General features: G+C 73.3%; 10 protein-coding genes. 1 reads left to right on the top strand and 9 read right to left on the bottom strand.

The features are described 5' to 3' along the window. Positions 1-3: 3 nt before the first annotated feature. From ASG91_RS13645 to ASG91_RS20910, 5 genes are all read right to left on the bottom strand, one after another. Positions 4-915, bottom strand: a complete 912-nt coding sequence (locus ASG91_RS13645; protein ID WP_056923142.1) for a hypothetical protein — start codon at positions 913-915, stop codon at positions 4-6. Between the two features lie 42 nt (positions 916-957). Continuing rightward, entirely contained in the window at positions 958-2,067 is a 1,110-nt protein-coding gene (locus tag ASG91_RS13640; protein WP_056923141.1) for a hypothetical protein, read from the bottom strand. Continuing rightward, entirely contained in the window at positions 2,064-2,354 is a 291-nt protein-coding gene (locus ASG91_RS13635; RefSeq protein ID WP_056923140.1) for a hypothetical protein, read from the bottom strand. Before ASG91_RS13635 ends, ASG91_RS13640 begins: the two co-directional genes overlap by 4 nt. A 10-nt stretch (positions 2,355-2,364) precedes the next feature. Then, positions 2,365-2,625, bottom strand: coding sequence for a WXG100 family type VII secretion target (locus ASG91_RS13630; RefSeq protein WP_056923139.1), 261 nt, complete (start codon positions 2,623-2,625; stop codon positions 2,365-2,367). A 113-nt stretch (positions 2,626-2,738) separates the two neighbouring features. Beyond that, positions 2,739-3,953, bottom strand: coding sequence for a hypothetical protein (locus tag ASG91_RS20910; RefSeq protein WP_056923138.1), 1,215 nt, complete (start codon positions 3,951-3,953; stop codon positions 2,739-2,741). Between the two features lie 286 nt (positions 3,954-4,239). On the opposite strand from ASG91_RS20910, the gene ASG91_RS13620 reads away from it, so the two are divergent. Further along, positions 4,240-8,889 (top strand): FtsK/SpoIIIE domain-containing protein, encoded by a 4,650-nt coding sequence (locus ASG91_RS13620; protein ID WP_162257543.1) that lies wholly within the window; start codon positions 4,240-4,242, stop codon positions 8,887-8,889. Here ASG91_RS13620 and ASG91_RS13615 read toward each other — a convergent pair. From ASG91_RS13615 to ASG91_RS20905, 4 genes are read right to left on the bottom strand one after another with little or no spacing between them, the layout of a single operon-like run. Then, positions 8,850-9,986: a BTAD domain-containing putative transcriptional regulator gene (locus ASG91_RS13615; RefSeq protein WP_056923136.1), complete on the bottom strand. Its 1,137-nt coding sequence runs from the start codon at positions 9,984-9,986 to the stop codon at positions 8,850-8,852. The genes ASG91_RS13620 and ASG91_RS13615 overlap by 40 nt on opposite strands. Next, positions 9,983-11,869, bottom strand: a complete 1,887-nt coding sequence (locus ASG91_RS13610; RefSeq protein ID WP_056923135.1) for an FHA domain-containing protein — start codon at positions 11,867-11,869, stop codon at positions 9,983-9,985. Before ASG91_RS13610 ends, ASG91_RS13615 begins: the two co-directional genes overlap by 4 nt. After that, on the bottom strand, positions 11,866-13,029 hold the full coding sequence (locus tag ASG91_RS13605) for a PP2C family serine/threonine-protein phosphatase (protein ID WP_162257542.1): 1,164 nt from the start codon (positions 13,027-13,029) through the stop codon (positions 11,866-11,868). Before ASG91_RS13605 ends, ASG91_RS13610 begins: the two co-directional genes overlap by 4 nt. Then, on the bottom strand, positions 13,026-13,709 hold the full coding sequence (locus ASG91_RS20905) for a hypothetical protein (protein ID WP_056923133.1): 684 nt from the start codon (positions 13,707-13,709) through the stop codon (positions 13,026-13,028). The genes ASG91_RS13605 and ASG91_RS20905 overlap by 4 nt, the downstream gene beginning before the upstream one ends. Positions 13,710-13,758 lie beyond the last annotated feature (49 nt).

Raw genomic sequence — 13,758 nt, 5'->3', positions numbered from 1 at the left:
GGCTCAGTACCCGTACTTCTTCTTCTCCCACGCCTGCTGGTCCAGGATCCTCGCCTCTCGGCCGAGGTGGTCGATCTGGTCGGCGGCATGGGCTTGGGTCAGGCCGGCGATCGGCGAGCTCGCCGCCATCTTGATCTCGTTCTCCCTGATGTTCTTGAGCATGGCGTCGTTGTTCATCTTGGTCAGCATCTGGGTGCCCAGGTCGCCGCTCGGCACCCCGCCACCGCCGGAGGCCTGCAGCCGCGCGATGGTGGCCCTCGCCTTCTCCTGCCGGTCCGCCACGACCTGAGTCAGCGCCATCACACCATCGCTCCAGCTGCCCCCGCCGTGGAAGTAGCTGCCGTATGTCGTGCCGCCGACGACTGACAGCCCCGTGGAAGAGGGGCTGTCGATGACAAAGCCTCCGACCGTCGTGCCGCCGATGACGGCGGTCGAGACCGGGGAGGCCTCGCCGAGGACGAACCCACCCACGGTCGACCCGCCGATGATCGCGGTGGACACGGAGGAGGCTTCGCCGAGGACGAACCCGCCGACGGTCGACCCGCCGATGACGGCGGTCGACACCGGCGACGCCTCGCCGAGGACGAACCCGCCGACGGTCGACCCGCCGATGATCGCCGAGGACACCGAGCCGACGCTCCCCACGGCCGATGGCATCTGGGCGTCCTGGACCGCGGCGATGGCGCGCTGCAGGACGTCGATCGCCAGTCGGAGGTAGACCTCCGTGACGGTCTCGACCTGGCGCACCACCGTCTCGGCCTCGCCCATCAGCGGTCCGGCGTGACGACCCAGCCCCGGGACACAGCAGGCGGCTCGAGTGCGGTGGGTGCTGTCGATCAGCTCCTGGGAGACGTCGCGAAGCAGCACGCCCGCGCTCGCGAGCTCCTGTGGGTCCAACCAGATCCAGTCGTTCATGGTCTCCTCCTTCGATGGTGTTGTCAGGAAACCCGGTCGCCCTTAAGGGGCGCTGAAGTCGAGCGCCCTGGCCAGGCTCTGGCCGATCGCGTCGGGATCGGCCGGCGCCAGGTCGGCCTTCTCGAGGTCGTCCGTGGCGGAGATCGACCACAGCCGACCGGTGGCGTCCTCGACCCAGTTGGCCTCGTAGGTCGCGGCGTCGTCGCCGCGGCGACGCAGACCGCGGACGGAGACCATCGACCGGGCGCCACGGAGCGGTGCGGCCCCCGTCTCGCTGCCGACACAGGTCCGGAGGTCGGCCAGGCTCACGGTGCAGGGCGCCAGCCCCTTGCTGTCGGCACCGTCGCGCGGCGTCAGCCACGCGGCATACCTCGACGCCGTCCGGCTCGCGCCGTCGGTGGACAGCTCGAGCAGACCCGGCGCGCCCGGGCGCAGCGTCGCCACGGCGCCTCCCCGTCCACCCAGCAGCGCGGTCGAGTGGACGCCCTCGGTGCCCAGCTGCGACACCAGGAGCAGCCGGTCGCCGTCCAGCAGGAGGGCGAGGGCGGCGCGGAGGTCGGCGACGGGCGCCAGCCGGTCGCCGTCCGCGACGAGCAGCCCGCGGGCGAGCAGCGATCCGCGGGCGGCGAGGTGGGCCGCCTGCCGCACCTCCTCGGGAGCGTCCGGGGGGTATGCCGTGGGGCTGACCGGCGGAGCCGCGAGTCCAGTCGCCTCGGCCAGGGCCAGGACGTCCTCAGCGGTGAGGAGGAACCGGGGCCGGTTGGCGCCCACCAGCTCGGCGAAGAGGGCTGCGAGGTCGTCGCCGCCCGGGTCCACGGCGGTGGCGACGGCGATGCCACCCTGGCTGGGGAAGTACGCGCCCATGGCTGCGGACGAGCCGTCCCCCGTCGAGGTGAGCTCGCGGGTGAAGTACGTGCCGCCGACACCGTCGGGCTGCTCGGAGAGGTCGTGGGGCTGCCAGTCGCCGGCCTCCTCGAGGGCGGCTGCATGGATCGCGGCGACCTCCAGGAGGGTCTCGGAGGTGACCGGCGCCGAGGCCGGGATGGGGATGGTCCACAGCGTGACAACGGCCTCCCCGCCGTCGGTGAGGTGCAACACGTCGACCCCCGACCACGTGGTCGGGGGGGTCGACCTGCTCTCGGTGGTGGTCACGGCAGACCTGCCGCGCGCCGGGCGGCGATCTCCGCCTCGGCCTGCACCGCGCAGGTCTCGAGCCACTGGGCCAGCTCCATCAGTCGAGCCCCGAGCTGCTCGGAGACCGCTCCGGAAGCCGTGATCCCGGTGCGGAAGAGGTCCGCGGCGGGCCCGGCGTACGCCATGCCGGCGGCCCGGTGGGAGGTCGACCGCGCGGCGGAGACGATGACGTCGGCCTCGCGCCGCAGCTGCGCGGCAGTGCCACGCAGCGCGACGGGGTCCTCGGCGATCCCGGTGAGGGACATGACAGTCAGGTCAGCTACCGGCCTGGGCGAGCGCCTCGCGGCGGCGGCTCACCTCAGCCGAGCAGTCGGACAGGGCCTCGCCGAGGCGGCGCAGGGCCGTCTCGAACTCGGTGTTCCACGCGGAGCGGAACCGGTCGGCGGCAGGGCCCTCCCACCGGGTGTTCTGCAGCTGCGACCGGATGGAGGAGCTGAGCTCCTCGACCGACTGGCTGTTGCGGGTGAAGACCTGCTGAAGGGTCATGAGCTGCTCGAGATCGCCGGCGATGGCCATGGTGTGCTCCTTGTGTCAGTCCCGACGGTGCGTCGGGGGGTGGATGGAACGAGGAAACCGGGAGGCGCTGAAGAGGCGCTGAAGGCACGGGCCGACGCCAGCGCAGGGCTGCGTCACGACGGGAACCGCTGCTTGCACGGGAAGCTCGGGTTGCACTGCACCTTGAAGGTGTAGAACCCGGTGCTGAGGTAGCCGCCACCCTCGATCGTGTAGCGGACCGTCGCCGTGTAGGGGCCGTTGCGGGTGTAGTAGTAGTTGACGCGCTTCCCCTCGGCGGAGGCGGTGCCGGTGCCGGAGATGACCTTCGCGGAGGTGACCTTCCAGGTCTTGACGGTGCCCTTCGCCGCGACGTAGTCCCACGTGGAGCAGGCCCGGTAGGCGATCCCCGCCTTCGGCGGCTTGGGTGTGCACCCGCCCGAACCGGCGAAGGTCACGTAGGTGCGCGTGGTCCCGCTCAGGTTGACCGCGCGCAGCTTCGCCGCGTTGATCACGACCGTGGACCGCACCACCTTGGGCGGCGCGGTCACGGTGACGGTCTCCACCGACGTGCTGGTGACCGTCGACGTGCTCACCGTGGGTGTCGCCGCGACCAGGGCGGCCTGCGGCGCGGGGTCCAGCTGGCGGGCGCCGATCCCGCCGGCCACCACCGCCGCGACCAGGGCAGCCCCGCCGAGGCCCGCGGCCCGACCTCGGCCCATGGTGACGACCTTCGGTGCGGACGACCCGACGGCGGGGGAGGGAGCCGGCAGGGGCGCCGCGCCGGTGGCCGCGCCTGTGGCCGCGCCCGGGGCCGCGCCCGGGGCTGCGCCGCTCGTCACTCGAACGGGTCCGGGGGCCGGCGCACCATCGCCCAGCGGGATCTCGGTGGGTGCCGCCGGTTCGGCGAGGACCGGCATCGCATTCCCGGGCCGACTCGCCGTCCCGGGCCGACTCGCCGTCCCCGGCCGACTCGCCGTGCCGGGCCGGCTCGCCGTCCGCGTCGGGCTCGCCGGGGGCAGGGTCAGGGCCGACCGCCACAGGTCGATCGCGGCGCGGGCCGTCTCGACCGCCAGACCGCGGTGGGTCAGCGCGCGCACGAGGGCCTCATCGTCACCATCCGTGCCCGTGCCGGTGCCGGTGTCGGTGACCGCGGCCGTGAGGCTGGCCGGGACCCGCTCCTCGGCTGCCATCACCAGGGCGTCGATGTCGGCGCGCCACTCCCTCGAGCGGGCGCCCAGCGCGTCCGAGAGCAGGGCGCGGACGCGCTCTGGATGCTCGCTCACCCGTCGGCCGTGGTCAGCCAGGACGCCACGCAGCGCGCGAGCGAGCCCCTGCTCTGACTCGCTCATGTCATCGGTCCGCTGCCATGGCGCAAGGCACCCGCTCAGCCATCGGCCTCATGTGCGACTCCTCCGGTTCTTCCACCCGGTGCGTCGGCTGGAAGGCCTGTGCGAAGTCGAGCACAGCAGCGACGGGAGGGAATCGGGCAAAAGGGGGAGCAGGCCCTCATCCCGCCGACGGCTCCGCACCCGGTCGATTGGAGATTGCCTTCAGGGACAGGCCTCGGCGTCGACCGGCTCCGTCGATGCGACGCTCCGTCGACCGACACTGCGAAAGGTGGCGATGAGCGGTCGGATGCTGCTCCGATTCGTGTCCGGTCCGGATGCGGGACTCGTCCGGACCGTCGTCGCGCGCGTCGTGGTGGGGCGAGGGCAGGAGGCCGAGCTCCGGCTGACGGACCCTTCGGTGTCGCGGCGGCACGCCCTGCTCGAGCCTCGCGACGGGGGTGTGCTGGTCGTCGACACCGGTTCGCGGACCGGGACGCTGGTCGAGGCCCGCACGGTGAGTGCGCCGACCTTGGTGCGCCCCGGTGGGCAGGTGTCCTTCGGTGAGTCGACCGCGGTCGTCCTCGAGGTCCGGGCAGCGCTGCCCAGCTCCGACGGCGCAGTGCTGGTGGCCACCCACCAGGGCGTCGAGGTGGCGCGACTCCCGGTTGGGGGTGAGGTACTCCTGGGCAGGGAGCGGACCAGCGACCTCTTCCTCGACGACTCCAGCGTCTCGCGCCGGCACGCGACCGTGACCTCCACGGCGGACGGCCTCGTGCTGGCCGACCTCGACTCCTTCAACGGCACCAAGGTGAACGGCCAGCGCGTCCACGGCGCCAGGGCGCTGTTGCCGGGTGACACCATCACGCTCGGACGGTCGCGCACGGTCATCTCCGTGGTCTCGGCGCGGCGTGGGGCCGCCCCCGCCCCCGAGCTCCAGGTCCGCTCGGAGACCGGGGCGTCCGTCCAGGCGGTCACCCTCGGCACTCCGGAGCATGCCTCGGTGGGTGACGTGGCTTCGTCCCTGGCGCGCTACCTCGACCTCACCGCAGGCCCCCGCACGGCCTGGAGCCTGTACCGAGATGAGGACGGGGCGCTCCTCCGCAACGACGACGCCTGGGCATCGGTGCCGATCCGGCGAGGTGACCTGATGACCCTCGCGGCGTTCGACGAGGCCCTCGCCCCCCGCGCGGCAGCGGGTGACCGAGCCTTCGCCGACCCGGCCGAGACCACCGTGAACACCCCGCCGAGGTCGACGACGCCGATGCCGGTGGTCGAGGTCGCAGCACCCGACCTGCCCGAGGGCACCGAGCTCTCCGGGCGTGGCGTGGGCTGGCAGGTCGCGGCGGGACTGGTCGCGGTCCTGGCGGCCGGAGTGGTGGCGATCCGCTACCCGGCCGCCATGCTCTTCGCCGGGGTGGCGGCCGTGGCCGGGCTGGCGACCATCGGGTTCGGCATCCTCGGCGACCAGTCGCGGCGCAAGCACGGCGTCAAGACCTTCCACACCGAGCTCGGCCGCCTCGACGAACGGCTCGAGGAGATCGGACGGAGGCAGGCCGAGACCCTCCGGGCGCTCAGCCCCGACCGGGTTGAGCTGGCGGAGTGGGTGGCGGCGCAGGGTCCCCGCCTCTGGGAGCGGCGCCCCGGTGACAAGGACTTCCTCCGACTGCGTCTGGGCACCGGAGCGCGCGCCCGCGCCGCCAAGGTCACCGGCTCGGGGGCCCGTCACCCGGCGAGCGGACGCTATGCCGACGAGCTGGCCGCGTGCCGCGACCACCACCGCACGACCCCGGACGTCCCGATCGTCACACCGCCCGCGGGAGTCGTCGGGGTCGCCGGACCCAGGCCGGCCGTGACCGGCATGGTCAGCTCCGCCGTGCTCGAGGCGGCCGTCCTCCACGCGCCCTCGGTGCTGAGGATCGTCCTCGTGGGTGCCGGTCCGGACTGGAGGTGGGTGCGGTGGCTGCCCCACGTGTCCCGGGCGGCGACGCGACTCCTGGCGACCGGGGCCGTGGACCCGGGTGATCTAGAGGCCGCGTTGCGGCTGGCTGCCCCCGGGCGCGGAGGCGGAGACGCGCGGGTGCTGCTCGTGGTCGGGCAGGGCAGCTCGGCGCACCCCGCGGTGATCGACGCCATCCGGGCGGTCACCTCGGCCGACGGTCTCGTGGTGGTGCTGGACGACGACGCCCGGTCCCTGCCGCCGGAGTGCCAGGTGGTGTGCACCGTGTCCGCCTCCGGTCAGGTGGTGGCCGACGGCCTGTGGGAAGACGGTCCGATCGGTCCCTTCTCCCCGTCCGTCGTCGCTCCGGAGGCTGCCGGCCGCGTCGCGGTGGACCTCGGGCGGCTGCGAGACCCGAGGTCTCTGGACGGGGGTTCGGCAGGCCCCCGGGGCGTTCTCGAGCTCTCCGGGCTCTCCGACGCGGTGACGGTGGGCGACCGTTGGCTCGACGCCGGACCCCGCGTCGAGAGCAGCTTCGGCGCGGACGACCAGGGACGGCCGGTCTCGGTCGACCTCCGACGGGACGGCCCGCACGGGATCATCGCGGGCACGACCGGTTCGGGCAAGAGCGAGCTCCTGCTGTCCTTCATCGGTTCGCTGGTCGCGCAGCACCCACCCGAGCGACTGGTGCTGTTCCTCATCGACTTCAAGGGTGGGGCCACCTTCGCGTCCTTCGAGCAGCTTCCCCACGTCGTGGGCTACGTGACGGACCTCGATGGTTCCGAGCGACTGTCCGAGCGCGCCTTCACGTCACTGGATGCCGAGATCGCTCGCCGCAAGCGGGTGCTGGCGGAGCACGGAGTGCCCGATCTCGTGGCCTACGAGCGACTGGCGGCGGCGCCGCCGATGCCCACCCTGCTCGTGGTCATCGACGAGTTCGCCCTGCTGGTCACCGAACAACCGCGGGTGAAGCCGAGGCTGGATGCCATTGCGGCGCAAGGGAGAAGTCTCGGGATCCACCTGTTGCTGGCCACCCAGTCCCCGGGCGGGGTGATCACCCCAGCCATCCGCGCGAACACGAACATCTGGCTCTGCCTGCGCGTGGTCAACGACGCGGAGTCGATGGAGGTCCTGGGTTCGCGCGACGCCGCCCAGATCCCCAACGACGCGCCCGGACGGGCCTACCTCCGGCGCGGGGCCGAGCGCAGCCTGGTCGCCTTCCAGACCGCGCGAGTCACGATCGGGAGCGCCACCTCAGGACCGGTGGACGTGCGGGTGACGCCGTTCGGGGAGCCGCCGCCAGCCACCTGGCGTCCGGACACCCGGGTCGGGAGGCCGGTGCGCACCGAGCTCGACCGACTGGTGTCGGAGGCGGCGGCCGCGCACGCTGCCCTTGGCGCGACGGCCCCGTCCTCGCTCTGGATCGCACCCCTGACCGACGACCTTGCCGTTGACGACCCGGCCCTGGCCGGCGCCGGGGCTGCGCTGTCGGACGGGGACGACCGGCTCCCCGTGCGGCTCGGGCTGGTCGACGAACCGGAGTCCGCGCGACAACGCCCCTTCGACCTCGACGTCGCCCTCACCAACGTGCTGGTGAGCGGGGTGTTCCGTTCGGGGCGCACCACGACCGTCCGACGCATCGTCGCTGAGCTCGTGACGGCCCGGCCTCCGAGGCTCCTCCACCTCTACGTCATCGACGGGCGCGGAAGCCTGCGGGAGGTGGCGGACCTTCCTCACACCGGCGGCTACGCAGGGGTCCACGAGCTGGAGCTGCTGGCCGGCCTGGTCGACCGCGTCGCGCGCGTCGTCGAGCAACGCAGGGAGCACGGCTTCGACCCGTCGGTGGATGCCCGGGTGGTGCTCGTCGTCGACGACTACCCGACCTTCCGTGAGGCCAGCCAGCCGATCCTCCAGGACCGGCTCAACGACCAGCTGCTCAGCCTCGTGTCCCAGGGGCGCAGCCTCGGGGTGCATGTGGTGATGACGTGCGGCCAGGTCAGCGACCTGCGCCTGACCCTGGCCTCGCACTTCCAGACCAAGATCCTGCTGCGGCAGCCGGAGGCCGTCGACTACGCCATGGTCGACGTGCGTCTCAGCCCCGCTGAGATGCCCGAGGACCTCCCCGGGCGGGCGCTGGTCCGGGGCGGCCACGAGGTCCAGGTCGTCAACCAGGTGAGTGTGCCGCGGTCGCGTGGGGGCGACGGGGAGGGTCGACCCCGCCTCCTCGTCCGGCTCCCCTCCGACCACCGCGAGGAGGCCACCAGCGGACGCGACACCTGGCCCCCGGGCCAGGTGCCGATCGGCGTGGGCGGCGACGATGCCTCTCCGGTCTGGCTCGGGCCGCGCCACGGACCGCACCTGGTCGTGCTGGGCGAGTCGCTGACCGGCCGCACCACCGCCCTCCAGACCGTCGCAGGCCGGCTGCTGGTCGAGGACCCGCGCCGCGTCCTCGCGGTCGTCACCCGCCGCCGGGGTTCCGCCGGTGGGTGGGCTTCCCTGCCCCGCCAGCTCGCGGTGGCCCAGGGCCCCGAGGAGCTCGACGACCTCCTCACCGCGGTCGAGTCGAGCACGGCCCCCGTCGTCCTGGTGATCGACGACGCCGAGGCGATCGGAGCCTCCGTGTCCGCCGGCGAGCGGCTCGACCGGCTCCTCCGAGATGCCCGTGGCACCGAGCTCCGCTCCGTGGTCGGGGCGCGGACCGCCGACTGGGCCCGGCTCTTCGACGGGTGGGCTCGGTACCTCGCCAGCCTGCGGGTGGCGCTGCTCCTGGCGCCCACGCCGGAGGCGGCGATGGCGGCGGAGGTCAGGCTTCCCGCCACCGTCGTGCCGATGGTGCAGGGTCGTGGCTTCCTGGTGGCGGCGGGCCGCGCCGAGCTGGTGCAGGTGACCAGGCTCGTGGACCCGGCAGACCACGTCGAGCCGGCGCGGTCGTCGGAGTCGATGTCGCCGGACGCCCAGGCGGTGCAGGCCGGTCTCCCGGGTCACCCGGACCAGGAGGTCGCAGCGGGCCCGGCCTCGTAGCGCACGATCAGCGGACCGATCTCGATGCGGTCCCCGTGCGAGAGGGGCCGGCCCTCGGGCCCGGGGACGACGGGTTCACCGTTGACCGCGGTCCCGTTCGTCGACCCGAGGTCCTCGACGCTGTGGCCGCGACTCGTGGCCGCGATCCTGGCGTGGGTCCGGCTGACGTCGCGGTGGTCCAGGACGATCTCGCAGTCGGGGTGTCTCCCGACGACCGCTCCGCGTCTGCCGAGCACGAGGCGCCTACCGTCGGGAAGCACCACCGCGAAGCCCCCTGAGGCGCTGGTCGCGACGTGGGTCACGGCCGATCCCGAGAGGGGCCGCTTTGCGACCCGCGTGAGGGAGGGGTCCTGGGCCAGGACCCGCCGCTCGACCTCGAGCAGGCCCGGGCCGGGGTCGACCCCCAGCTCACGGGACAACAGGCGCCGCGCTCGCCGCAGCGTGGTCAGGGCGTCCGACTGTCGGCCGGCCTGGTAGAGCATGGTGGCACGCAGTCCCCACAGCTCCTCGTGGAGCGGGTTGGCGGCCAGCTCCCGCTCGACGGCCGGCATCGCCTCGTCGTGGACCCCGAGTGCCGCCAGGCACCGCAACCACCCCACGACGGCCGCCAGTCTGGCCTCCTCGAGCTGGCGTCGCTCCACCGCGACGAACGGCGCGAAGTCGAGGTCTGCCAGCGCGGTGCCGCGCCACTCGTCGAGGGCGGTGCGGTATGCCGCGGCGGCACCGTGGTGGTCGCCGCGGGCCTCGCGTCGCGCTCCGGCCCGACGCTCCTGGTCGAAGAGCTCGACGTCCACGGTGCCCGGCGGGAGCATCAGGCGGTACCCGGGCGACTGGGTCACGAGGGACGCCGTGAGTCCCGCAGGTGCGAGCACCTTGCGGAGGCTCGCGACATACACCTGCACCACGTTGACCACGGTCGACGGTGGGTCGTCGCCCCAGAGGTCGTCCACGATCGCGGTCACGGGCTTGACCCGTCCGGCTGCGAGACCGAGCAGCGCCAGCAGCGCGCGGTGGCGAGGGGCGCCGAGGACGAGGGAGGTGTCCCCGACGCGGAGGTCCACCGGCCCGAGCAGCAGGAGGCGCGACCGATCCGTCATGACAGCGTGTAGGTCAGGGTGGCGATCCGCGTGTGGTTGCCACCCAGCCCCACCTCGATGACGTAGGTGCCGGGGCTGAGTGGCTCGCCGATGTCGATCGTGGCAGTGAAGCACCCCTCAGTGGGGAGCTTCAGCGGCCACTGCCTCGCGGACGACACCCGCCCCAGCCGCTGGAGCGGGTCCGACTTCCGGCTGACCGTCACCAACCAGTCCTGGTGGGGAAGGTCGGCGAGGCCCTGGTACGTCACGAGGACACCGATCCGCCGACTGGTGCTGCGCGCACCGGACTCGGCGCATCCCGCCGTCACCCCCGGCGAGCTCCCCGGGCGACCGAGGCTCAGCCTGGTGACCGCGCCCTCGGTCTCGCCGACGACCCAGGGGCTGGTGTACGCCCGACCCCTGGCTGCCGCGTCGATCAGGGGCCGAGCCAGGTCGACCGGCACCAGGCCCGCGAGCAGGCTGTCATCGCGGGTGTGCTTGTTGAGGGTCGGCACGGCGATGATCCGCCCGTCCGCGTCTGCCGCGAGTCCTCCGGAGTTCCCGGGGTTGAGCCGGGCGTCACTGTTGAAGAGCGAGACGGCGTCCTTGAGCCTCGGGTCGTGGACCGTGCCGGAGACCACCCCGCGCGTGAAGGTCGCGGCGTCCGACTGCGCCAGGCCCGGGAACCCGACCACCCAGACCGGATCTGCCGATCGGACGTCCGCCGACCGGGCGAGCTCCACGTCGACGAGGTCGTCGAGGGCGCCCTCGGGGAGGGCGCTGCCCTTGTCGTCGACGGTGATTCGCAGGACGGCGAGGTCGAGGTAGCCGTCGGCGGCGGCCACCTCGGCGCGATAGCGCTCCGTGGCTGGTTGGTCCCGGCCGCTGGAGACGGCGATGGTGATCGACGTGGGCGACGGGGTGAGTGCCTGACCCAGCACGCCCTGCACGACGCCCTGTCCGGGAGCATCCGGCGCCGCCACGTGGGCATTGGTGAGGATGAGTCCGCGCGCTGCGTCCACCACGGTTCCCGACCCGGACCCACTCTGGGTGACGACCCGGACGGTGGCCTGCGCCAGCCGGTCCAGATCCGGCTCGGACGGCCCGGAGACCGCGCGTGCGAGCGCCCAGCCACTGACACCGACCACCACCAACGCCCCGGCCACGACTGCCGCGACGGTCCTGCGCTGACCCGGGACCAACGCCCCGAGCCGGGTGAGCAGGTCGCCGCGCCGGGCCCGGGCTGGTGGTGACTGGCTCGACACGACGAGCCGCTCCCCGACGTCCGGGTCGCCGAGCATGACCTCGACCGTGCCGCTGACGGCGATGCGGGTGACCCGCCTTCCCTGCGCGAACACGCCTCCGGTGCTCCCGGTGTCCGCCACCTCCCACTCGGTGCCGGTGTGGCGCACCTCGAGGTGGTGGCGGGAGACCCGCGGGTTGTGCGAGACGATCGTCGCGTCGTCTGCCCGACCCACGACCGCCGTCTGTCCAGCCGCCAGCCGGCAGGACTGGCCGGCGCACTCGAGCAGCAGCTCGTCGCCGGTGGTCAGGGTCTCGGCGTCCAGAGCTGGGTCGGCCACCAGGGGTCCGCCGGGTCGCTGCGCCAGGGTCTGGGTCTCGACACGGATGGGCACGGCCTTCTCGCCCTGGCCCAGCACGATCACGTCGGCGGTCGACAGTGGGTACGCGCGCACCCGCTGCCCCTCGACCCAGCTCCCGAGCGAGCTGGACTCGTCGCGGAACGTCCAGGCGTCACCGACGGACTCGAAGGTCCCGTGGTGGCGCGAGACCACCGGTGAGTCGAGGCGGATGGTGCAGTCGTGGTCTCGGCCGATGGACACGCTCGTCCCGGGCTCGTGGACGGTGCGGCCCGCCGGGGTGGTGACGACGAGGGTGCTCATGACCCAGTGCCCGTGGGTGCGTCGCTCACCGAGGCCGACGAGCTCTTGGCCGGCATCTGTGAAGGGGTGCTCGCGGCCGAGGTGGTGGTCGGCGGAAGGGTGGTCGGCGCGGTGCTCGTTCCGGGGGTGTCGACCGGCTGGGCCGGGGCGTCGGATCGCGTGGCGCGGGGCGGGGAGCTCGCACCCGACGTGGCGGTTCCGCTCGTGGCGGGAGTCGGGGTCGAGGTGGTGGCGAGGACCGGCGTCTCACGCGGCGTCGGGGTGTCACCCCGGCTGCCCAGTCCCACGACGGTCGCCGCAGCCACGGCCAGGATGCCGAGCCCTCCCAGGGCGAGCCAGCCGGGCTTGCGCCCGCGGGCGTCGACCGGAGCTCGTGAGAGCAGGACCAGGGTGACGTCGTCGCCGCCGACGGACGCAGAGTCGGCAGCCCAGCTCTCGAGCGACCCTGCGACCTCGTCGAAGCCGTGCGAGTCCAGCTCGCCGACCAGGTCGGACATCACCTCGGCCTCCCAGCCCTCGCTGGCGAACGAGTTGCCGTACCCGTCGGTGGACAGCAGGATCGCTGACCCGCTGTCGAAATGTGCTGAGCCCCAACGGAAGTCAGCCAGCGCGGTGGGAAGGCAGAGGCTGGTCGTCTCGTTGGCGACCAGTCGGTCATCACCGGGCACCAGGTGTTCGAGGCGCTGTGGACCTGCCCCCAAGGCACTCCCGTCGCCGATCTGGGCGACCGCGACCACGTCGTCGGCAGCCAGGGCCACGATGAGCGTCGCGCCGTACAGGATCGCCGGGTCGCGGGTCTCTGCCCCCGCCTTCTCCTCCTCGTCGGCGGTCAGCGGGTGCCGGCCGTAGTGCTCATCCACTGCCGCCCGCCACGCGGGCACCAACCGGGCGGGTAGGGCGCGTGCCGCCGCTGCTGCGTCGGGACGTCGCGCGGACAGGAGCTCCGCGCCGAGCTCGATGGCCAGCCGCACGGCCAGGGCCGACCCGACCTGGCTGCGCACGTATCGACGACCTCCGTGTCCGTCGGCGATGGCGGCGACGACCGACGCGCCGACGCGCCGCACGGCATACGCGTCCTGGTTGGGGGCGCCCGTGCGCTCGTGGGAGGAGCCGCGACGGCTCGCGCCCTCGGCCACCCACACTGTCGCCCCTCGGCTCACCAGACCACCTCGGACGCATCGGCATCGGCGGCGTGGGGAGCCCTGCTGAACACCGGCTCGGGGGCCGCCGGGGCGAGCGCCGACGCGACGCGTGAGACGTGGGTCGACGCCCAGCGGATCGCCGCGACCAGGTCCTCGGGGTTGTTGGCGCGGATCGGCTCCGCATCGGGATCGCCCATGAACCGCACCAGCATCGCGTGGTCGGCATCTCGCCCGATCCCCACGGCGATCCGGACACTGCGGGAGCCCCACGGCTCGGCCTCGAGCCGCTCCAGCGACTCGGTGTACTCGTCCGTGGGCATGCCGTCGGAGATCAGCACGATGGCCGGTGGCAGGGCGCGGGTCTCCATCGGGGGCACGGTCAGGACCGACCTCAGCAGGTCGAGGCCGGCACTGAGGTCGGTGTAGCCGCCGCTGCCCAGGTCGTCCCAGACCAGCTCGTCCACCGGCGTCGGGGTCTCGACGTGCCACCGGGCCCCGGTGCCGAACGCGATGCACCGCACCAGCAGGTCGGCGTGGGGGTTGCCGTCGGCCACCTCGCTCAGGTGTGGGAGCGCCTCGCGGATCGCGGCGTTGAGCGCCCGCATCTTCCCGTCGCTGGCCATCGACCCCGAGCAGTCCGCGAGGATGAAGAAGTGCAGGGGCCGCTGGGCGAGTCGGCTGCCGGGTCGTTCAGGCATGGTCGGACCTCCGGGTGGCAATCGGGCCCCGAGCGCGAGGTGCGGGTGC

Source organism: Phycicoccus sp. Soil802 (genome assembly GCF_001429605.1).
GTDB lineage: Bacteria > Actinomycetota > Actinomycetes > Actinomycetales > Dermatophilaceae > Pedococcus.
This window is presented reverse-complemented; position numbering and strand designations above follow the sequence as displayed.